The organism is Rhodococcoides fascians NBRC 12155 = LMG 3623 (assembly GCF_001894785.1).
Classification (GTDB): Bacteria; Actinomycetota; Actinomycetes; order Mycobacteriales; family Mycobacteriaceae; genus Rhodococcoides; species Rhodococcoides fascians.
Map to the genome: position 1 here is coordinate 621,541 of NZ_BCWW01000003.1, position 17,613 is coordinate 639,153.

A 17,613-nucleotide genomic window follows, 5' to 3' on the forward strand; every position below is an offset into this window, starting at 1 on the left:
GCGCTGACTGCCTTGCGTGAGACACCCGCGCGGGTCGTCGTCCTCGCGTCGGGGACCGGCTCGCTCCTGCAGTCGCTCGTCGCCGCGACAACTGCCGAGGACTACCCGGCACGCATCGTGGCCGTCGGAGTCGATCGAGAGTGCGCGGCCGCTCGTCATGCCGACGATGCCGCGATCCCACATTTTCGTATCGGCTTGCGAGACTTCGCCGATCGGTCGGCCTGGGATGCGGCGCTCACCGACGCTGCCCTGGGGTTCGAGCCCGATCTGATCGTCACCGCAGGGTTCATGAAGATCCTCGGTCCTCGATTTCTCGACGCGTTCGCCGGCCGAATCGTCAACACGCACCCCGCGCTGCTGCCGTCGTTCCCCGGTGCGCACGCCGTTCGAGACGCGCTGGACCACGGCGTGAAACTGACCGGTTCGACGGTGCATCTGGTCGATTCCGGTGTCGACACCGGGCCGATCCTGGCTCAGGAAGCCGTGCCTGTACTCGACGGCGACGACGAAGCCGCATTGCACGAACGCATCAAGACTGTGGAACGACGGTTGCTGGTCGACGTGATCGCAGCGGTCGCAGCCAAAGGTGTCACCTCCGATGGACGAAAGGCTCAGATAATCCGATGAGTGAACGTAAAGCGGTGCGCCGCGCACTGGTCAGTGTCTACGACAAGACCGGACTGATCGAACTTGCGACCGGTTTGCATGCCGCGGGCGTCGCTCTGGTGTCCACCGGATCGACGGCGAGCAAGATCGCCGACGCCGGAATCCCGGTCACCAAGGTCGAGGACCTCACCGGATTCCCCGAAACCCTCGAGGGTCGCGTCAAGACGCTGCATCCTCGCGTCCATGCCGGGGTCCTCGCCGACACCCGCAAGCCCGAGCACATGGCTCAGCTCGACGAGCTTGGCATCGAGGCGTTCGAGCTCGTCGTGGTCAACCTGTACCCGTTCACCGAGACCGTGGCCAGCGGTGCGACACCCGACGAATGCGTCGAGCAGATCGACATCGGTGGCCCGTCGATGGTGCGCGCCGCAGCCAAGAATCACCCCTCGGTCGCGGTTGTCGTAGACCCGAGTCGGTACGACGACGTACTCACCGCTGTCTCCGGTGGCGGATTCACGCTCGCCGAGCGCACATCTCTTGCCGCGCAGGCATTTCAGCACACCGCGGCGTACGACGTCGCAGTGGCGTCGTGGATGTCGAGCGTCCTGACCCCCGACACCGAGACCGTTTTCCCGGAGTGGATCGGCGGCACCTGGGACCGCTCCGCAGTACTTCGGTACGGCGAGAACCCGCACCAGAAGGCTGCCCTGTACGTCGACTCCTCCGCTGCTGCCGGCATCGCTCAGGCCGAGCAGCTGCACGGAAAAGAGATGTCGTACAACAACTTCACCGATTCGGATGCGGCCTGGCGGGCAGCGTTCGATCACTCGGAGCCCACCGTCGCGATCATCAAGCACGCCAACCCGTGCGGCATCGCCGTCGGCACCGACATCGCCGAGGCGCACCGAAAGGCGCATGCGTGCGATCCGGTGAGCGCCTACGGCGGCGTCATCGCGGCCAACCGTGAGGTCACCGTCGAGATGGCCGAGCAGGTCGCCGAGATCTTCACCGAGGTCATCATCGCGCCGTCCTACGCCGACGGCGCACTGGGAGTGCTGCAGCGCAAGAAGAACATTCGAGTTCTGCTCGCAGAAGCGCCGCCCACGTCGGGCGTCGAACTCAAGCCGATCTCCGGCGGGGCACTGCTGCAGCAGAGAGACGTCATCGACGCCGACGGCGACGATCCGGCCAACTGGACCCTGGCTGCGGGCGAACCCGCCGACGAGCAGACCCTCAAGGATCTCGAATTCGCTTGGCGCGCAGGACGAGCCGTCAAGTCCAACGCAATTCTGCTCGCTCACGACGGCGCGTCGGTCGGCGTCGGAATGGGCCAGGTCAACCGCGTCGACGCCGCCCACCTCGCAGTCCAGCGTGCCGGGGATCGCGTCGTCGGTTCGGTCGCATCGTCCGATGCCTTCTTCCCGTTCCCCGACGGCTTGCAGGTCCTCATGACGGCGGGCGTCAAAGCCGTTGTGCAGCCCGGTGGTTCGGTCCGCGACAACGAAGTGATCGCTGCTGCCCAAGACGCGGGCGTGACGCTGTATCTGACGGGTTCGCGGCACTTCGCGCACTAGCTGTTCCGTCGAGATCGCAGTTGTGCAGCCTTTTACACCATTTCCGCTCGCATAACTGCGATCTCGGCGATCTGTGGATGACCGAATAGTTGTCCACAGATCGCGCTGCTGGCCGTTTCGGGGGGCTCGACCCTGCCAGGGTTGAGCGATGGGGATCGAGTCAGGACCGTTTCGTGGGTCGGTTGCAGTGCAGTCGGGAGCATTGAGTCGTCATCGACTGAGCCGCGACTATGTACGAGTGTTCCGTGACACGTATGTGCCCGCGGGAACCACCCTGGATGCGCGGACCCTGGCTGTGGCGGCATCTGTGTGCGTCGGCAACAGCGCAATTGTCGCGGGTACTTCGGCGGCCGCCATACATGGCGCGCGATGGGTCGACGCCTCGGTGCCGCCCACTGTGCTTGCGCTGAAAAAATCACATCGAATACCAGGGCTGATCCTCCGGCGCGACTCGATCGAGCCTGCCGATGTGCTCGTTGTCGGCGGGGTGGCGGTGACCACCCCGGTGCGGACCGCGTTCGATATCGGGCGATGGATTCCGCCACCGCAGTCCGTGATCTTCCTCGATTCACTCGTGGCCGCGACCGGCCTCGAGCGGGATGCGGTGAGTGCATTCGCGTCACTGCGTCCGAGGTGTCGGGGTATCCGGGTGCTGCTCGACGCCCTCGGTCGGGTGGACGGAGGCGCGGAATCGCCGCAGGAGACGCGCACCCGACTGTTGCTGATCGATGCTGGACTCCCGAAACCCACCACCCAGATCGACATTCGAGATGCGCGTGGTCGATTTGTCGCGCGGATCGACATGGGGTGGGAGAGGTGGCGTGTCGGGGTGGAATACGAGGGGGTGCAGCACTGGCTCGACGAGCGTCAGCGGACCCGCGACATCGAGCGGTACGAGGACCTGCAGCAGTGCGATTGGCATATCGTTCGGGTCAATTCCGAACAACTCCGCCGTCGTCCCGACGAAGTGGTCCGCCGAGTTCGGGCCAAGCTCCGTGAGGCAGGAGCACCGATCTAGCGAGATCGCAGTTGTGCAGGGCATTTGTCCAGTTCGGGTGGCATAAGTGCGAACTCGGCGGAACCACAACGGACCACTAGATGGCAGCAATCGTCAAACGCTCGTAGCGTGGAGAAGTGACCTCCACCAAACCTGGCATCTCCACTCTCGGCGAACTCAAGGCATCCGGACATCGGCAGCGGTCGATCAAGGAAGAGCTCCGCGAAAATCTTTTGACGGCGTTGCGTGACGGCGAAGATCCGTGGCCGGGGATCGTCGGCTTCGGGTCGACGGTGCTGCCGCAATTCGAGCGCGCGATTCTGGCCGGTCATGACGTCGTTCTGTTGGGTGAGCGTGGGCAGGGCAAGACGCGTTTGCTGCGTACCCTCAATCTGCTGCTCGACGAGTGGGTGCCGGTGATCGCCGGTGCCGAACTGGGCGAGCATCCGTACGAGCCCATCACCCCTGCGAGTATTCGTAGAGCGAAGGAACTGGGCGACGACCTGCCCATCGAGTGGCGGCACCGCAGCGAGCGGTACGCAGAGAAGCTCGCGACCCCGGATACTTCGGTGGCCGACCTCGTCGGCGATGTCGATCCGGTGAAGGTCGCCGAGGGCCGCAGCCTGGGCGACCCGGAGACCATTCACTTCGGTCTGGTTCCGCGGAGTCACCGCGGCATCGTGGCGATCAACGAACTTCCCGACCTCGCCGAGCGCATCCAGGTGTCGCTGCTCAACGTCATGGAGGAGCGCGACATTCAGGTCCGCGGCTACACCCTGCGGCTGCCACTCGACGTCATGCTGGTGGCGAGCGCGAACCCCGAGGACTACACCAATCGCGGACGCATCATCACCCCGCTCAAGGACCGCTTCGGGGCCGAGATCAGGACGCACTACCCCCTCGAGCTGGACGACGAAGTAGCCGTCATCGATCAGGAAGCGGATCTTCAGGCCGCCGTCCCGACCTACCTGCTCGAGGTGCTCGCTCGCTTCACTCGGCTGCTGCGCGAGTCGCCGTCGGTGGATCAGCGCTCCGGCGTGTCCGCTCGATTCGCGATCGCAGCCGCCGAAACCATCGCTGCCGCAGCCGTTCACCGTGCCGCGATCCTCGGCGAGGCCGAGCCCGTGGCCCGGCCGGTCGATCTCGGCACGATCATCGAGGTGCTGCGTGGCAAGGTCGAATTCGAGTCCGGTGAGGAAGGCCGCGAGATCGAGGTTCTCGAACACATGTTGCGCCGCGCGACCGCCGATACCGTCCGGGCACACCTCGGCGGTATCAACCTTGCCGCGCTGGTAACGGCAGTCGAGACCGGTGAGCCCATCGTCACCGGCGACCGCATCACCGCCAAGGCTCTGCTCGACGAGCTACCCGACGTCGAGGTCATCGGCGACATCCACGAACGGCTGAACGCCGCGTCCGATGGCGAAAAAGCAGCCGCGGTCGAACTCGCACTCGAAGGTCTCTACCTCGCGCGTCGGATCTCGAAGGATCCCGACGACGACGGCCAGACGGTGTACAGCTGATGCGTCGTTCCAGATACGGGCCGTATCACGACGGGCCGGATCCCCTTGCGCCACCGGTGGATCTGCGCGAGGCGCTCGACGCCATCGGCGAGGACGTGCTCGAGGGGGCGTCCCCGCGTCGGGCATTGCAAGAGATGCTGCGGCGTGGGACGAAGAACATGCGTGGGCTCGACGACCTGGCTGCCCAGGCGGCCAAGCGTCGCCGAGATCTGTTGAAGAAGAACAACTTGGACGGCACGCTGCAGGAAGTGCGTGAGCTGCTGGACAAGGCGGTGCTCGAGGAGCGCAAGGCGTTGGCTCGTGCCCTCGACGACGATGCGCGGTTCCAGGAGATGCAGATCGGCGATCTGTCTCCGTCCACCGCCCAAGCGGTGCAGGAGCTGTCGGATTACGACTGGCGTTCGTCGGAGGGGCGCGAGAACTACGAGAAGATCAAGGATCTGCTCGGCCGCGAGATGCTCGATCAGCGATTCGCCGGCATGAAGCAGGCTCTCGAAGGTGCCACCGAGCAGGATCGTCAGGCCATCAGCGAGATGCTGAAGGACCTCAACGAGCTGCTCGACGCCCACAACAAGGGCGAGAACACCGACGAGCAGTTCGACGAGTTCATGAACAAGCACGGTCAGCATTTTCCGGAGAATCCGAAGAATGTCGACGAGCTACTCGATTCACTGGCGGAAAGGGCTGCCGCCGCGCAGCGACTACGCAACTCTCTGACTCCCGAGCAGCGAGCCGAGTTGGATGCGTTGGCGCAGCAGGCCTTCGGTGATTCGAACCTGCTGGATCAGCTCGATCAACTGGATCAGAATCTGCAGCAGGCCCGGCCCGGTGAGGATTGGGACGGTTCGCAGAACTTCCGCGGCGAGAACGGAATGGGTCTGGGCGACGGTACCGGGGCCCTGCAGGACATTGCCGATCTCGAGAATCTGGGCAATCAGCTCTCGCAGCAATACAACGGGGCAGCGTTGGACGATATCGACGCCGACGCGTTGCTGAAGCAACTCGGACCGGAGGCTGCGGCCGATGCCCGGATGCTCTCCGAGCTCGAAAAGGCGCTGCAGCAGCAAGGTTTCATGGACAAGGGTGCCGACGGTCAGTGGCGTCTGTCGCCCAAGGCGATGCGTCAGCTGGGGCAGTCGGCGCTCAAAGATGTTGCGGGCACCATTTCCCGACGCAGCGGCGAGCGAGATACTCGCAAGGCCGGCGCGATGGGTGAGCCGACGGGAGCGTCGCGCACCTGGGAATTCGGCGACACCGAACCGTGGGACGTGACCCGCACGGTCAACAATGCCGTCCTGCGTACGGCTGCACAGGGATCGGGCTTTCCGGTGCAGCTACAGGTGACAGATGTGGAGATCAGCGAGACCGAAACCCGGACGCAGGCTGCGGTGGCGTTGTTGGTCGACACGTCGTTCTCGATGGTGATGGACGGCCGCTGGGTGCCGATGAAGCGCACCGCACTGGCTCTGAATCATCTGGTGAGTACTCGTTTTCGCGGTGACGATCTGCAGCTGATCGGATTCGGCAGGCACGCACAGACTTTGACGGCGTCGGAGCTGGCCGGCCTGGACGGTGCCTACGATCAGGGCACCAATCTGCATCACGCGTTGATGCTCGCAGTGCGGCATCTGCGTCGGCATCCCAATGCGCAGCCGGTGGTCTTGATCGTCACCGACGGTGAGCCGACGGCTCATCTGGAGCCGGACGGCCATGCGTATTTCGATTACCCGCCGTCGTCGAAGACGTTGGGGTTGACGGTGCGTGAGCTCGATACCGTCGCGAAACTCGGTGCGCAGGTGACGATTTTCCGTCTCGGTGACGATCCCGGTCTGGCCCGGGTGGTGGACAAGATGGCCGAACGGGTCGGCGGCAGGGTCATCGCGCCGGATCTGGACGGATTGGGTGCTGCAGTGGTGAGCGACTACCTCAAGCGTCGACGGTCGTAGTCACTTCTCTGCTGCCTTGATGTCCACCGAGACTCCGCCCCAGAAGGCGAGTCCGGTGATGACCACCCGGGGCGCACCGGGGTGCGTGGCGCTGACGTGCTCGAATCCGCCCATGATCCCGGTGCCGCGGACCTCGACGCCGATGCCGGGCGGCACTGTGATCTCGATGCCGCCCATGATCGCGACGCAGTTGATCGTGGTTTCCTGGGCCGAGAACGTCGCTCGGCGTAGGTCGAGTTCCACTCCGCCCCAGAAGGCGAGCGCGTCGATGCGTGCGGCGACGGTCCATTCGCCTTTGCGAACCGAGCCGCTCATGATCGCGATGGCCCGATCGGTCTGGGGCGCACCGGTCTGCGTCGTCTGCGGAGGTGGGGTGAGGGCCAGATCGTCGGTCAACAGGTCCAAGTCGCCGTAGGTCTTCGCTCGGTACGCCGCGGCCGTCCGCTCGTCGTACTCGGTGACGGTCAGTTGACCGTTGGCGAACGCGTCGCTCAGCAGCTGCGCCACGAGGTTGCGATCGGCATCGGCAGCGCGCACCGTACTTCGATTTCGGTCGGGTAGTTGGTCGCTCACCGGTCGGACATTACCGGCGACCGGGTCAGGCCGCATTCAGGATTGCGCGATGACCCAGCGGCGACGCCAGCGTGATCTGCATGGTGGCGTAGACGGCAACCATGATGCAGGACTTGTCCTCGGCGTCCGGTCTGGTCCCGGTACGCAGTTCGATCGTGACGGCCGTATCGGTCTCGGTCACCGTCGCGTCGGCTCCGTAGCACTCGGGCGTGCCGGTGACGAAGTGCACCGCGATGGTGTTGGGGGACACCTGGCTCCACGACTCGAACGGAGTGGTCGTCGCACGGATCAGATCCGGGGTCGACTCGAACATCGTGCCGACGTCGCCGACGGGAACCTCGTGGGGGACGGGCGGCGCGCTGGGTTGCTGGACGAACCCGATGGGGGTGGTGGAGTTCGTTGTCGGTGTCGTCTCGTCGTCGTCACCGGCGGCGGTGCTGCAGCCGGCCAAGAGCAGGCACAGCATGACACCTGCAGCGAGAAACCTCATGAACCCAAAGTAGCGCTGGGAGCTGAGGAGAACCTTTGTGTTCGTCTCATGCCAGCAGCACCGTGACGAGTGCGATGACGGGAATCGAGACCAGGGTCGTGACGAATGCCGTGTCGCGGGCCAGAACGACCCCTCGCTGGTAGCGGCTCGCGAAGACGAAGACGTTCTGCGCCGTGGGCAGTGCCGAGACAACGACGATGGCGAACAGGTCGTGCCCGTCGAGGCCGAAGACGAATCGGGCCATCAGATACCCGAGCAGGGGCTGCAGCGCCATCTTGAACAGGGTCGCCAGAGCCACGTCTCGTCGCGGGCTGATGCCCTTCTGCAGTACCCGCGCGCCGTACAGCGACAGTCCGAACGCGAGCAGTGCACCCGGAACGGACAGGTTGCCGACGAGTTGGAACGGCTGCATGAGCGCCTCGGGGAGCTCGAATCCGGTGATCGACAGTACGAGACCCGCGGCCCCGGCCAGCACGATCGGGTTTCGGAACGGCGTCGTGACCGTCTTGAACAGAGAGACCTCGTCGATTTTGGTGGAGATGTCGAGGACGGTCACCGCGATCGGCGTGTAGATCATGATCTGGAACAGCAGCAGGGGAGCGACGAAGTTGGCGTCGCCCAGAACGAACACGGCGATCGGGATACCGAGGTTCGCGGCATTGACGTAGGAGCTCGCGAGGGCGCCGACGGTCGCGTCGGGCACGGCGCGTTTCAGCGCGAGCTTCGCGATGACGAAGTAGATGGCCCCGACGAGCAGCGCTGTGGAACCGGCGACGGCAAGAACGGGGGACAGGATGACCGACAGGTCCGAATTGGCCAACGTGACGAACAGCAGCGACGGTGTCGCCACGAAGAAGACCAAACGGCTCAGAACGAACTGGCCGTGTTCGCCGAGGACTTTCAGATGGGCGAGCAGGTAGCCCAGTGCGATGACGACGAAGATGACGGTGAAGCCTTCGAGAACGCCGGACATCGTAGAACTGCTCGTTTCTTGCTGGGAACGACAGAAAGGCCACGTAGCCCCAGGGCTACGTGGCCTTTCTCGAAAGCTGATTCAGCGGCTGGTGAACGGCAGCAATGCCATTTCACGAGCGTTCTTCACTGCAACAGCGACCTGGCGCTGCTGCTGCGGGGTGAGCCCGGTGACCCGGCGGCTACGGATCTTGCCGCGGTCGGAAATGAACTGACGAAGAAGGTTGATGTCCTTGTAGTCCACCGTGGTGACCTTGGCGGCATTCAACGGGTTCTTCTTCGGTCGACGACCCGCCTCTGCGCGGACCTTCTTCGACGGTGCTCTCTTGACTGCCATCTCTACCTTTTCCCTTACCAGCTCGACTTGTGGACGCCTGGCAGCTCCCCGCGGTGAGCCATCTCGCGCATCTTCACGCGGGACAGCCCGAATTTCCGTAGGTAACCGCGCGGACGTCCATCCGCAGCGTCACGATTGCGCAATCGTACCGGACTCGAATCGCGTGGCAGACGCTGCAGTGCCGCCTGGGCCTTCGCGCGCTCGGAATCGCTGCTCGAGGGCTTGCGAATGATCTCTTTGAGCTCGGCGCGACGCGTTGTCCAGCGGGCGACGACGACCTTGCGTTGCTCGTTCTTCGCGATCTTCGATTTCTTGGCCACCGGTCAGCGCTCCTCTCGGAAATCGACGTGCTTGCGGACGACCGGGTCGTACTTCTTCATCACGAGTCGGTCGGGATCGTTCCGGCGGTTCTTGCGGGTGACGTAGGTGTAGCCGGTACCCGCGGTCGACTTGAGTTTGACGATGGGGCGGACGTCGGTGCTCTTGCCCATCAGATCTTCTCCCCACGTGCGCGGATCTTGGCCACCACGGCGTCGATTCCGTCGCGGTCGATGGTCTTGATGCCCTTGGCCGAGAGCGTGAGGGTGACGCGGCGTCCGAGGCTGGGGGCGTAGTAGGTCTTGCGCTGGATGTTGGGATCCCACCTGCGGCTGGTGCGCACGTGGGAGTGCGAGACCGACTTTCCGAAGCTGGGGGTGCGGCCGGTGACTTGGCAGTGCGCTGACATGAGCACTCCTTTCTTGCCGTTATGACAATCGTTTTCGACAAAGCGTTCAAGCGAATGTAGCGTGCATCCTCAGAGAATGACAATCGTTGTCGAGAAGAAAGGCGCTCGTGAACACATCACCGGACGATCGAACCCCGATGGTCCTCGTCTCCGGCTGGACCGGAGCCATGGACGCTGTCGTGACATCGCTGCTCGCGCCGGGAACTGTCGCAGTCCGCCACGACCTGAGCCGCGTCACCGAGGGCGTCGTACGCCGAACGTTGTTCGTCCTGGGTGAGAACCCGCGCGAGACGATCTTGGAACTGGCGCACGGCTGTGTCTCCTGCACGCTGCGCGAGGACCTGCTGCCGCTGCTACGCGCACTGTCGAGTCGCAGCAGTGTCGATCGCATCGTGCTCGTTCTGGACCCCGCACTCGAGCCCGAGGCGTTGTGCTGGGCGGTGGACAACGTCATCGTCGCCGACGTGGTGGGGCAGATCGACGGACCGGCCTCGAGGGACGTACGTATCGAGGCCGTGATCGGCTGCCTCGACGCCGCAACCTGGTTGGCCGACGCCACCGGCGACGACACCTTGGCCGACCGCGGCATCGTCGCCAGCGGCGACGACGATCGAACCGTCGCGCAGTTGGTAGTAGGCCAGGTGGACTACTCCGACGCGCTCGTTGTCACCGCAGGTCCCGATGTCGACGCGTGGGAGCGCGCCCGGCTCGCGGCTGTCCTCGCGCGGTTGGCACCGAACGCACCCGTCGTCTGGGTTTCTCAGGACTCGATGGTCGACGGCCCAGCAGTTCTCGCGTCCGTTCCCTTCGATGCCCGGCGCGGTGAGATCACCGACGCCCACTCGCCGCTGCTGCGCGGCCAGCCGCCCTTGTCCGTCGACTGCGGAGTCGCACTAGTGGAGTTCACTGCAACTCGGCCGTTCCATCCCGAACGACTGCACGAGGCCATCGACGTGTTGCTCGACGGCGTCGTCACCGCTCGCGGACGGGCATGGGTCGCTACGCAACCCGACGAAGCGCTGTGGATCGAATCGGCCGGCGGCGGACTACGGGTGGCGAGCGCCGGAAAGTGGCTTGCGGCAATGACTCCGGTGGAACAGGATCGCGTCGACACCACCAGGCGAGCGATGGCTGCGCTGCGGTGGGACGAGAACTTCGGCGATCGAGACACGTCCTTGGTGATTTTGGTACATCAGGCCGACCCCACCGAGATCGACCGAACTCTGCAGTGGGCGTTGGTGTCCGACGACGAGATGACCGATCCCGCTCAGTGGGCCACGTGGACCGACCCGTTCGGCCAATGGCACGAAGACCCCTGCGAGAGCAGCGAATCCCCGTACGCAGACCAGTCACGAGAGGCAACAGAATGAAGCCAGGCATCCACCCCGATTACCACCCGGTGGTGTTCCAGGACTCGAGCACCGGGAACAAGTTCCTCACTCGATCCACCGTCACGTCCGCCCGCGAGACCGAGTGGGAAGACGGCAACACCTACCCCCTGATCGTCGTCGACGTCTCGTCCGAATCGCATCCCTTCTGGACCGGGGCGACACGCGTCATGGACACCCAGGGACGCGTCGAGAAGTTCGAGAAGCGCTACGGCCGTCGAAGCCGAAAGGAGGCGTGAGACATGGCTGTTCCGAAGAGAAAGATGTCGCGTTCCAACACGCGTAGCCGACGGGCACAGTGGAAAGCCGTCGCCCCGGATCTGGTGACGGTGCGTTTTCAGGGCCGCGAGTTCAGAGTGCCGCGCAGGTTGGTCAAAGCGGTCCAGGCCGGGGTGTACGACCCGAGCTGACCCCCGCTCGTGCGCGTTGTGCGCCCTTCCAGGCACGCACAACGCGCACGAGGGCGGAGCCCGGTACGTTTGCTCGATGGACGGAACGGAACCTTCGTCGAAGGACGTCAAGCGATGGCGGCAGTACCTCGCCGACGAGCGGGCCGAGGCCGCCGTCTATCGCGACCTGGCGGGTAGGCGCAACGGCGAGGAACGCGACATTCTGCTCGAGTTGGCCGACGCGGAAGGTCGCCACGAACAGCATTGGCGCAATCTGCTCGGCGATCGCGTCGGGATGCCGCTCAAAGGCGACATTCGTACCCGGATCCTCGGCGTGCTGGCGCGCCGCTTCGGATCGGTGTTCGTGCTCGCCCTCGCGCAACGCGCCGAGACCCGATCGCCCTACGCGACCGACGCGGATGCCACCGACGCGATGACGGCCGACGAGCAAATTCACGCCGAGGTCATCCGGGCATTGGCTGCCCGCGGCCGTAATCGACTCTCGGGAACCTTCCGGGCCGCGGTGTTCGGTGCCAACGACGGATTGGTCAGCAACCTCGCCCTGGTGCTCGGCATCAGCGGATCCGGAGTGTCCAACCAGATCGTGTTGGTCACCGGACTCGCCGGCCTGCTCGCCGGCGCGCTGTCGATGGGAGCAGGCGAATACGTCTCGGTGCGCTCGCAACGCGAACTGCTCGAGGCATCGTCGCCCGACAGCGCAGCGAATGAGGCCGTTCAACACCTCGACGTCGACGCCAACGAACTCGCCCTCGTCTACCGCGCTCGCGGAATGACCCACGAGGAAGCCGATGCGAAAGCCGCGGACGTCATCCGACTGCTCCCCGCCGTCGAAGAACCGGCCACCGACATCGACGAGCACGAATCCATCGGAACCGGACTCGGTGCCGCCGCAGCGAGCTTCTGTTTCTTCGCCTCCGGTGCCGTCATCCCGGTGTTGCCGTACCTGTTCGGTCTCGAAGGCTATGTGGCCCTTGCCGTTGCCGCAGTACTGGTCGGACTGGCATTGATCTGTACGGGCCTGATCGTCGGACTGCTCAGCGGCGGTCCGCCCGTCAAACGCGCACTGCGACAACTCGCCATCGGATACGGCGCGGCCGGGGCGACGTATCTACTGGGACTCGCATTCGGTGGGGGAGTGTAGGTTCCGCTTCCCCTCCATCCTCGCGTTCGAATTAATTAGTTCGCGTCGGAGTCTTTTCGCTCGATAGGGTCGTCGCCATGCGCGCCACTTGTCTGCCTTGTGCCGCTCTCTACGCGAGAGCCGGTCTGAGCATTGTGTTGCGCGCATATTCGCCCGAACTGCGCACTGCCCTCAGTGGCAAACACGCACAGTTCGTGACGCGACCCATCGAATAGCTCTCTCTCGTGGAGGGGGCGGAAAGGAACATCATGCCCCCGAACAAGGTGGGCTTACGGCTGCTCAACTGGGCGTCACAACTCGAGGACAAGACACTCGAGCAGGCCCGCGAAACAGCATCGATGCCGTTCGTGCATCCGCACGTCGCTCTCATGCCCGACGCGCACGCCGGGATGGGAAGTGCTGTGGGAACGGTCATTCCGACGTTGGGTGCCGTGATTCCCGCCGCCGTCGGTGTCGATATCGGCTGCGGAATGATCGGTGTCCGGACGGAATTCACATCTGATGATTTAGGCGGACGCAACCTGACGGATTTACGTCTGGCGATCGAGGCCAGCATCCCGCTGTCTCCGGGTAACTACAACGTCGGCATCGATGGGTGGGATTTCACCGCGCCGAAATTGTCGGAGCTCGAGGAGCTGGCGGCCAGAGACGAGGTCGAGCTGAGTCACTCGCCACAGTGGCGGCAGCAGCTCGGTTCGTTAGGAGGCGGCAACCACTTTATCGAGTTGTGCCTCGACGAAACCGATCGAGTTTGGCTGTTTCTGCACAGTGGGTCGAGGGGCGTCGGCAACAAGATCGCGAAGAAGCACATCGGGATTGCGCAGCGTCTGTGTGCGCAGTGGTGGATCTCGTTGCCGAACAAGGACTTGGCGTACCTGCCCGAGAGCTCCCGTGAATTCGGGCAGTACATCAGAGATCTGAAGTGGGCGCAGCGGTTCGCCTACCTGAACCGGGCCGAGATGATGGACCGGTTCGGCGCGGTGTTCGCCGAGTGGATGGGAACGGACGACCATCGCGAGGTCGAGCGGATCAATTGCCATCACAATTACACGGTGAAGGAAACGCACTTCGGCAAGGACGTCTGGCTCACCCGTAAGGGTGCAGTCGATGCACACGAGGGTGTGAAGGCGATCATTCCCGGATCGATGGGAACGCGCTCGTACGTGGTGGTCGGAAAGGGTTCGAAGGCCGGCCTGTGCTCGGCACCCCACGGTGCCGGTCGACAGTTCTCTCGGACCGAGGCCAGAAGGCGGTTCACCCACGAGAACCTGCAGGCGCGAATGGAGGGAATCGAGTTCAGGGACAGCGCAGACTTCATCGACGAGATCCCGGACGCCTACAAGCCCATCGATGTCGTGATGGAGGACGCGCGAGATCTGGTCAGCGTCGAGCACGAGCTACGCCAGATTCTCAACGTCAAGGGGACCTGAATCGACCTCCCGTCGTGCATGGAAATTCGTAGTGGGTTACGAAGTTCCGTGCACGACGGGATTGTCCACGTTCGTCCCGTTGTGCATCGGTGTTCAACACTTGTTCACCTGAAGTGCTTCGTTCCGTTCAGCGCCCGAGGGGCCTTCACGGTCACCATCGATTCATGACGCTCAATCCCGCAGGCGAGACCGTCGCGACCGGTATTCCGGGGACGCTCGCCGAGAACATGACGATGGCCGAGCAGCACGACTGGCATCGGTCGTTCCTGCGGCGACACCCGGTGAGTCGACGCAACTTCCTGGTCGGTGCCGCAGCGACGGCAGCCGCGGTGGGCGTCGGTAATTCGGCGTTCACGCGCACCGCCTATGCGCAGGACGCCCCGCTGGCGGTGGCCGGTCGACACATGGGCTTCGGCAACGACCCGGCGACACAGTTGCGATTCTCCGCTCAGCTTTCCCGTAATCCCGGCATCACCGGTGTCTTTCTCGATCACGGCCCAACGCCTGCACTGGGAGCCACGACCTCCGCCGAGGTGCGCAACCTCGTCAGCCAAGTTCCGCAGACCGATGGCGGCATTCTGTCGGCCGAGCAGTACTACGTGCACGTGCCCGTCGACAATCTGACGCCAAAGCTGCCGCATTACTACCGATGGCGTACCGCGGACGGTTTCGTCAGCGACATTCGCAGCGCATCTCCCGCGCTGCCGACCGGACGCATTGCTCCGTTCCGGTTCACCATGATGGGGGACCAGGGCGTCGATGAAACACCCTCGCAGCCAGCGGGTCTGATGGCCGGCGACTACGATGACCTGTACTACAAGCCCGATAACGAACCGTCGGTCAAGCACGCGCGCAACATCAATCGTCAGATCGAGGCGTCGCGTCCGGACTTCCACATTCTTGCCGGCGATATCGCCTACGCGGATCCGTCGGGTGCCGGTCTGCCACCGCAGTTCGCCGGCCACGGCAAGACGCCGCCGAAGGGGTTCGACAAGTTCAATCCCTTCGTCTGGGATGGCTACTTCCAAGCGATCGAGGGAAGCGCGTCGACGGCACCGTGGTTGTTCGCCACCGGCAATCACGACATGGAGGCGCTGTACAGCCCCAACGGATACGGCGGCCACGCGGCACGTCTCGATCAGCCCAGCACTGGCCCGAAGGGGTGCCCGTCGGCATATTCGTTCGTGTACGGCAACACCGCGGTGCTCTCGCTCGACGCCAACGACGTCAGTTACGAGATCAAGGCCAACACCGGCTACAGCGGCGGAGCCCAGAACACCTGGGTGGAGCAGACTCTCGCCAAGTATCGGGCAGACCCGAACATCGACTTCATCGTCTGCTTCTTCCATCACTGCGCCTACTCGACCACCTCGACGCACGCGAGCGACGGCGGCGTACGTGACGCGTGGGTATCGCTGTTCGACAAGTACGAGGTCGACGTGGTGCTCCAGGCGCACAACCACGTGTTCGAGCGCACCGATCCGATCCGCTCCAACCGTGCGACGCGGGTCGCCGGCGACAACGCCACGGTTCGCGGAAAGACCGACGGCACCGTGTATTACACCGTCGGCGGGGGTGGTCGTCCGCGTTACACGTTCCAGGACGGCGAGGGCGTCAGCTACCGTGGCCACGAACTGCCGGACACGGCTGTTCCGAACAGCTATGTCTGGGCACCCGACGGCACCAAGTCGGCGGAATCGATCACCTGGTCGCGAGTGAGATTCCTGAACTACTCGTTCGTCAGAGTCGATGTGGTGCCGGGTATTCCGGGCATCAAGGCCAGCACGATGTCCATCGGAGCGATCGACGAATACGGCAACGAATTCGATCGCCTCACCTTCGAGCGCGACATCCCGGTGGGCCCGATCTTCGGTTCCTCCTGAGTGCCCATGTGAGTGGAACTTCGACCCCTGCTACGAACTTCCACTCACGTGCGGCGCAGCCGCTCTACAGCCACTTCTGACGTTTGAACACCACGTAGAGCGCGCTGGAGCAGATCACCATGGCGACCAGCGCCAGTGGATAACCCAAGTGCCACTTCAGTTCCGGCATGTCCTCGAAGTTCATGCCGTAGATCGCGGCGATGAGCGACGGCGCGAACAGGATTGCGCCCCAGGACGAGATTCGTTTGACCTGTTCGTTCTGCTCGAGGCTGACCTGCGTCATGTTCCGCATCTCTTCGTTCTGCTGCTGCGCCACCATGGTGGAGTGCACCGTCATCGCGTTCTGCAGGTTGGATCGAAACGATTCGATGCGGTCGGAGATGCGGATTGCGTGGTCCAACACGTCACGAAGGTTTCGCTGCAGTTCGACGTCGACGTGATACTTGTCGGACCCGCGCTTGAGGGATTCGATCATCTCCACCAGAGGCTTTGCCGCACGGTCGAATTCGGATACCTCACGCAGCAGTGAGTAGATACGCCGCGATACGCTGGGATCGCCGGTGAACAGCTGATCCTCTATTTCGTCGATGTCGGTCTGCAGTCCCTTCACCACGGGGACGTACTCGTCGACCACTTGGTCGAGGATTCCGTACAGGATGGCCTCGGGTCCGAGCGCGAGCAACTCGGGAGATTCCTCCAGTCGATGTCGGACGAGACCGAGTTCGGGTGATTCGGCGTGGCGGATCGTGACGACGAAATCGGCTCCGAGAAAAATGTGCAATTCACCGAATTCGACCTTTTCGGTCTCGTCTATGTACCGCGCGGGTCGCAGAACAACGAACAATTGCTCGGCGTAGCGTTCGAGCTTCGGGCGCTGATGCGCCGCGATGGCATCCTCGACGGCGAGTCGGTGCAGCCCAAATTCCGTTGCTACTGCGTTGATTTCGCTGATCTCGGGACGGTACAGGCCGATCCACGCCATACCGTGGCGGTCACGCATGCACTCGAACGTGATGTCGAGACTCTCCGGATTCGCGGTCCGCTTTCCCTCGACATAGACGGCATTGTCGACGATCGGCACTTCGGGTCACCTCGGTTCGAGAACTTCGAATGTGCCGGACGGCACCCGACCGAGACTATCGCCTGAAACAATGGGGCGATGCAGCAGCAAGTTCATTTCACCACTCTGGCCACTGCGGATCTCGACGCCGCCCGGTCGTTCTATTGCGGCGGGCTGGGGTGGACGCCGTTGCTCGACGTTCCTGGCGAGATTCTGTTCTTCCAGATCGGGCCGGGTGCGGTGCTCGGTCTGTACGACGCCACCGCGTTCGACGGGGATCTGGGACGGCCGCCGCGCGAACACGATCTCGGCTCGGTCACGTTGGCGCACAACGTCGACGACGCAGCGGCCGTCGACGCGATGTTCGCGGCCACTCTCGCGGCGGGCGCGACACCGATCAAGGCACCGGAGCGGACATCGTTCGGTGGCTATCACGCCCACATCGCCGACCCCAACGGAGTCATCTGGGAAATCTGCCACAACCCCGGTTGGAGCGTCGACGACGACGGAACGGTTCGGCTGACTTAGCCGCCGCTTCGAGGACGGGTCGGCGGAA

The 17,613-nt window shown here is 63.9% G+C and carries 20 protein-coding genes; 12 read left to right on the plus strand and 8 right to left on the minus strand.

Annotated elements, in window-relative coordinates; all coding sequences use genetic code 11:
• The first annotated feature begins 12 nt into the window (after nucleotides 1-12).
• From purN to RFA01S_RS10715, 5 genes are all read left to right on the plus strand, one after another.
• On the plus strand, nucleotides 13-627 hold the full coding sequence (gene purN / locus RFA01S_RS10695; protein WP_032385691.1) for a phosphoribosylglycinamide formyltransferase: 615 nt from the start codon (nucleotides 13-15) through the stop codon (nucleotides 625-627).
• Entirely contained in the window at nucleotides 624-2,180 is a 1,557-nt protein-coding gene (purH, locus tag RFA01S_RS10700) for a bifunctional phosphoribosylaminoimidazolecarboxamide formyltransferase/IMP cyclohydrolase (protein ID WP_032407591.1), read from the plus strand. The genes purN and purH overlap by 4 nt, the downstream gene beginning before the upstream one ends.
• Nucleotides 2,181-2,328: 148 nt before the next feature.
• Nucleotides 2,329-3,198, plus strand: a complete 870-nt coding sequence (locus RFA01S_RS10705) for an endonuclease domain-containing protein (protein WP_032407590.1) — start codon at nucleotides 2,329-2,331, stop codon at nucleotides 3,196-3,198.
• Nucleotides 3,199-3,314: 116 nt separating this feature from the next.
• Nucleotides 3,315-4,700, plus strand: coding sequence for a sigma 54-interacting transcriptional regulator (locus RFA01S_RS10710; RefSeq protein ID WP_032407589.1), 1,386 nt, complete (start codon nucleotides 3,315-3,317; stop codon nucleotides 4,698-4,700).
• Nucleotides 4,700-6,646 carry a vWA domain-containing protein gene (locus RFA01S_RS10715; RefSeq protein WP_032407588.1) on the plus strand — a complete coding sequence of 649 codons (1,947 nt, stop codon included), beginning with the start codon at nucleotides 4,700-4,702 and terminating at the stop codon, nucleotides 6,644-6,646. The genes RFA01S_RS10710 and RFA01S_RS10715 overlap by 1 nt, the downstream gene beginning before the upstream one ends.
• Here RFA01S_RS10715 and RFA01S_RS10720 read toward each other — a convergent pair whose 3' ends face one another.
• The 7 genes from RFA01S_RS10720 to rpmB form a co-directional block, all read right to left on the minus strand.
• Nucleotides 6,647-7,219, minus strand: a complete 573-nt coding sequence (locus tag RFA01S_RS10720) for a DUF1707 SHOCT-like domain-containing protein (RefSeq protein ID WP_032407587.1) — start codon at nucleotides 7,217-7,219, stop codon at nucleotides 6,647-6,649.
• Nucleotides 7,220-7,244: 25 nt separating this feature from the next.
• Nucleotides 7,245-7,709, minus strand: coding sequence for a hypothetical protein (locus tag RFA01S_RS10725; RefSeq protein ID WP_027496026.1), 465 nt, complete (start codon nucleotides 7,707-7,709; stop codon nucleotides 7,245-7,247).
• A 46-nt stretch (nucleotides 7,710-7,755) separates the two neighbouring features.
• Nucleotides 7,756-8,682 carry an AEC family transporter gene (locus tag RFA01S_RS10730; RefSeq protein WP_032365917.1) on the minus strand — a complete coding sequence of 309 codons (927 nt, stop codon included), beginning with the start codon at nucleotides 8,680-8,682 and terminating at the stop codon, nucleotides 7,756-7,758.
• An 81-nt stretch (nucleotides 8,683-8,763) separates the two neighbouring features.
• Nucleotides 8,764-9,018, minus strand: coding sequence for a 30S ribosomal protein S18 (gene rpsR, locus RFA01S_RS10735; protein WP_008719028.1), 255 nt, complete (start codon nucleotides 9,016-9,018; stop codon nucleotides 8,764-8,766).
• A gap of 14 nt (nucleotides 9,019-9,032) precedes the next feature.
• Nucleotides 9,033-9,338 (minus strand): 30S ribosomal protein S14, encoded by a 306-nt coding sequence (gene rpsN / locus RFA01S_RS10740; protein WP_032407586.1) that lies wholly within the window; start codon nucleotides 9,336-9,338, stop codon nucleotides 9,033-9,035.
• Between the two features lie 3 nt (nucleotides 9,339-9,341).
• Nucleotides 9,342-9,512, minus strand: coding sequence for a 50S ribosomal protein L33 (rpmG, locus tag RFA01S_RS10745; RefSeq protein WP_170944568.1), 171 nt, complete (start codon nucleotides 9,510-9,512; stop codon nucleotides 9,342-9,344).
• Nucleotides 9,509-9,745: a 50S ribosomal protein L28 gene (rpmB, locus tag RFA01S_RS10750; protein WP_032365915.1), complete on the minus strand. Its 237-nt coding sequence runs from the start codon at nucleotides 9,743-9,745 to the stop codon at nucleotides 9,509-9,511. Before rpmB ends, rpmG begins: the two co-directional genes overlap by 4 nt.
• A 137-nt stretch (nucleotides 9,746-9,882) precedes the next feature.
• Here rpmB and mrf point away from each other — a divergent pair, with 137 nt between their 5' ends.
• The 6 genes from mrf (at nucleotide 9,883) to RFA01S_RS10780 (ending at nucleotide 15,997) form a co-directional block, all read left to right on the plus strand.
• A complete protein-coding gene (gene mrf / locus RFA01S_RS10755) occupies nucleotides 9,883-11,115 on the plus strand; it encodes a ribosome hibernation factor-recruiting GTPase MRF (RefSeq protein ID WP_032407585.1) in 1,233 nt (410 codons plus the stop codon).
• Entirely contained in the window at nucleotides 11,112-11,372 is a 261-nt protein-coding gene (locus tag RFA01S_RS10760) for a type B 50S ribosomal protein L31 (RefSeq protein ID WP_032365913.1), read from the plus strand. Before mrf ends, RFA01S_RS10760 begins: the two co-directional genes overlap by 4 nt.
• Before the next feature lie 3 nt (nucleotides 11,373-11,375).
• Entirely contained in the window at nucleotides 11,376-11,543 is a 168-nt protein-coding gene (rpmF, locus tag RFA01S_RS10765) for a 50S ribosomal protein L32 (protein WP_027496033.1), read from the plus strand.
• 76 nt (nucleotides 11,544-11,619) lie between these two features.
• A complete protein-coding gene (locus tag RFA01S_RS10770; protein ID WP_032371240.1) occupies nucleotides 11,620-12,684 on the plus strand; it encodes a VIT1/CCC1 transporter family protein in 1,065 nt (354 codons plus the stop codon).
• 248 nt (nucleotides 12,685-12,932) lie between these two features.
• Nucleotides 12,933-14,114: an RtcB family protein gene (locus RFA01S_RS10775; protein ID WP_032388659.1), complete on the plus strand. Its 1,182-nt coding sequence runs from the start codon at nucleotides 12,933-12,935 to the stop codon at nucleotides 14,112-14,114.
• Nucleotides 14,115-14,278: 164 nt separating this feature from the next.
• Nucleotides 14,279-15,997, plus strand: coding sequence for a metallophosphoesterase family protein (locus RFA01S_RS10780; protein ID WP_032407584.1), 1,719 nt, complete (start codon nucleotides 14,279-14,281; stop codon nucleotides 15,995-15,997).
• A gap of 64 nt (nucleotides 15,998-16,061) precedes the next feature.
• On the opposite strand, the gene RFA01S_RS10785 is transcribed toward RFA01S_RS10780, so the two are convergent.
• Nucleotides 16,062-17,078 (minus strand): magnesium and cobalt transport protein CorA, encoded by a 1,017-nt coding sequence (locus RFA01S_RS10785; protein ID WP_027496037.1) that lies wholly within the window; start codon nucleotides 17,076-17,078, stop codon nucleotides 16,062-16,064.
• 78 nt (nucleotides 17,079-17,156) lie between these two features.
• Here RFA01S_RS10785 and RFA01S_RS10790 point away from each other — a divergent pair, with 78 nt between their 5' ends.
• Complete coding sequence (locus RFA01S_RS10790) at nucleotides 17,157-17,585, plus strand: VOC family protein (RefSeq protein ID WP_032407583.1); 429 nt, start codon at nucleotides 17,157-17,159, stop codon at nucleotides 17,583-17,585.
• Nucleotides 17,586-17,613: the final 28 nt, after the last annotated feature.

Bases quoted from the DNA above. Each gene is read 5' to 3' on its own strand.
- purH (WP_032407591.1), top strand. From the start codon at position 624: ATGAGTGAACGTAAAGCGGTGCGCCGCGCACTGGTCAGTGTCTACGAC.
- RFA01S_RS10705 (WP_032407590.1), top strand. From the start codon at position 2,329: ATGGGGATCGAGTCAGGACCGTTTCGTGGGTCGGTTGCAGTGCAGTCG.
- RFA01S_RS10715 (WP_032407588.1), top strand. From the start codon at position 4,700: ATGCGTCGTTCCAGATACGGGCCGTATCACGACGGGCCGGATCCCCTT.
- RFA01S_RS10725 (WP_027496026.1), bottom strand. From the start codon at position 7,709: ATGAGGTTTCTCGCTGCAGGTGTCATGCTGTGCCTGCTCTTGGCCGGC.
- RFA01S_RS10730 (WP_032365917.1), bottom strand. From the start codon at position 8,682: ATGTCCGGCGTTCTCGAAGGCTTCACCGTCATCTTCGTCGTCATCGCA.
- rpsR (WP_008719028.1), bottom strand. From the start codon at position 9,018: ATGGCAGTCAAGAGAGCACCGTCGAAGAAGGTCCGCGCAGAGGCGGGT.
- rpmB (WP_032365915.1), bottom strand. From the start codon at position 9,745: ATGTCAGCGCACTGCCAAGTCACCGGCCGCACCCCCAGCTTCGGAAAG.
- mrf (WP_032407585.1), top strand. From the start codon at position 9,883: ATGGTCCTCGTCTCCGGCTGGACCGGAGCCATGGACGCTGTCGTGACA.
- RFA01S_RS10760 (WP_032365913.1), top strand. From the start codon at position 11,112: ATGAAGCCAGGCATCCACCCCGATTACCACCCGGTGGTGTTCCAGGAC.
- rpmF (WP_027496033.1), top strand. From the start codon at position 11,376: ATGGCTGTTCCGAAGAGAAAGATGTCGCGTTCCAACACGCGTAGCCGA.
- RFA01S_RS10770 (WP_032371240.1), top strand. From the start codon at position 11,620: ATGGACGGAACGGAACCTTCGTCGAAGGACGTCAAGCGATGGCGGCAG.
- RFA01S_RS10775 (WP_032388659.1), top strand. From the start codon at position 12,933: ATGCCCCCGAACAAGGTGGGCTTACGGCTGCTCAACTGGGCGTCACAA.
- RFA01S_RS10780 (WP_032407584.1), top strand. From the start codon at position 14,279: ATGACGCTCAATCCCGCAGGCGAGACCGTCGCGACCGGTATTCCGGGG.
- RFA01S_RS10790 (WP_032407583.1), top strand. From the start codon at position 17,157: ATGCAGCAGCAAGTTCATTTCACCACTCTGGCCACTGCGGATCTCGAC.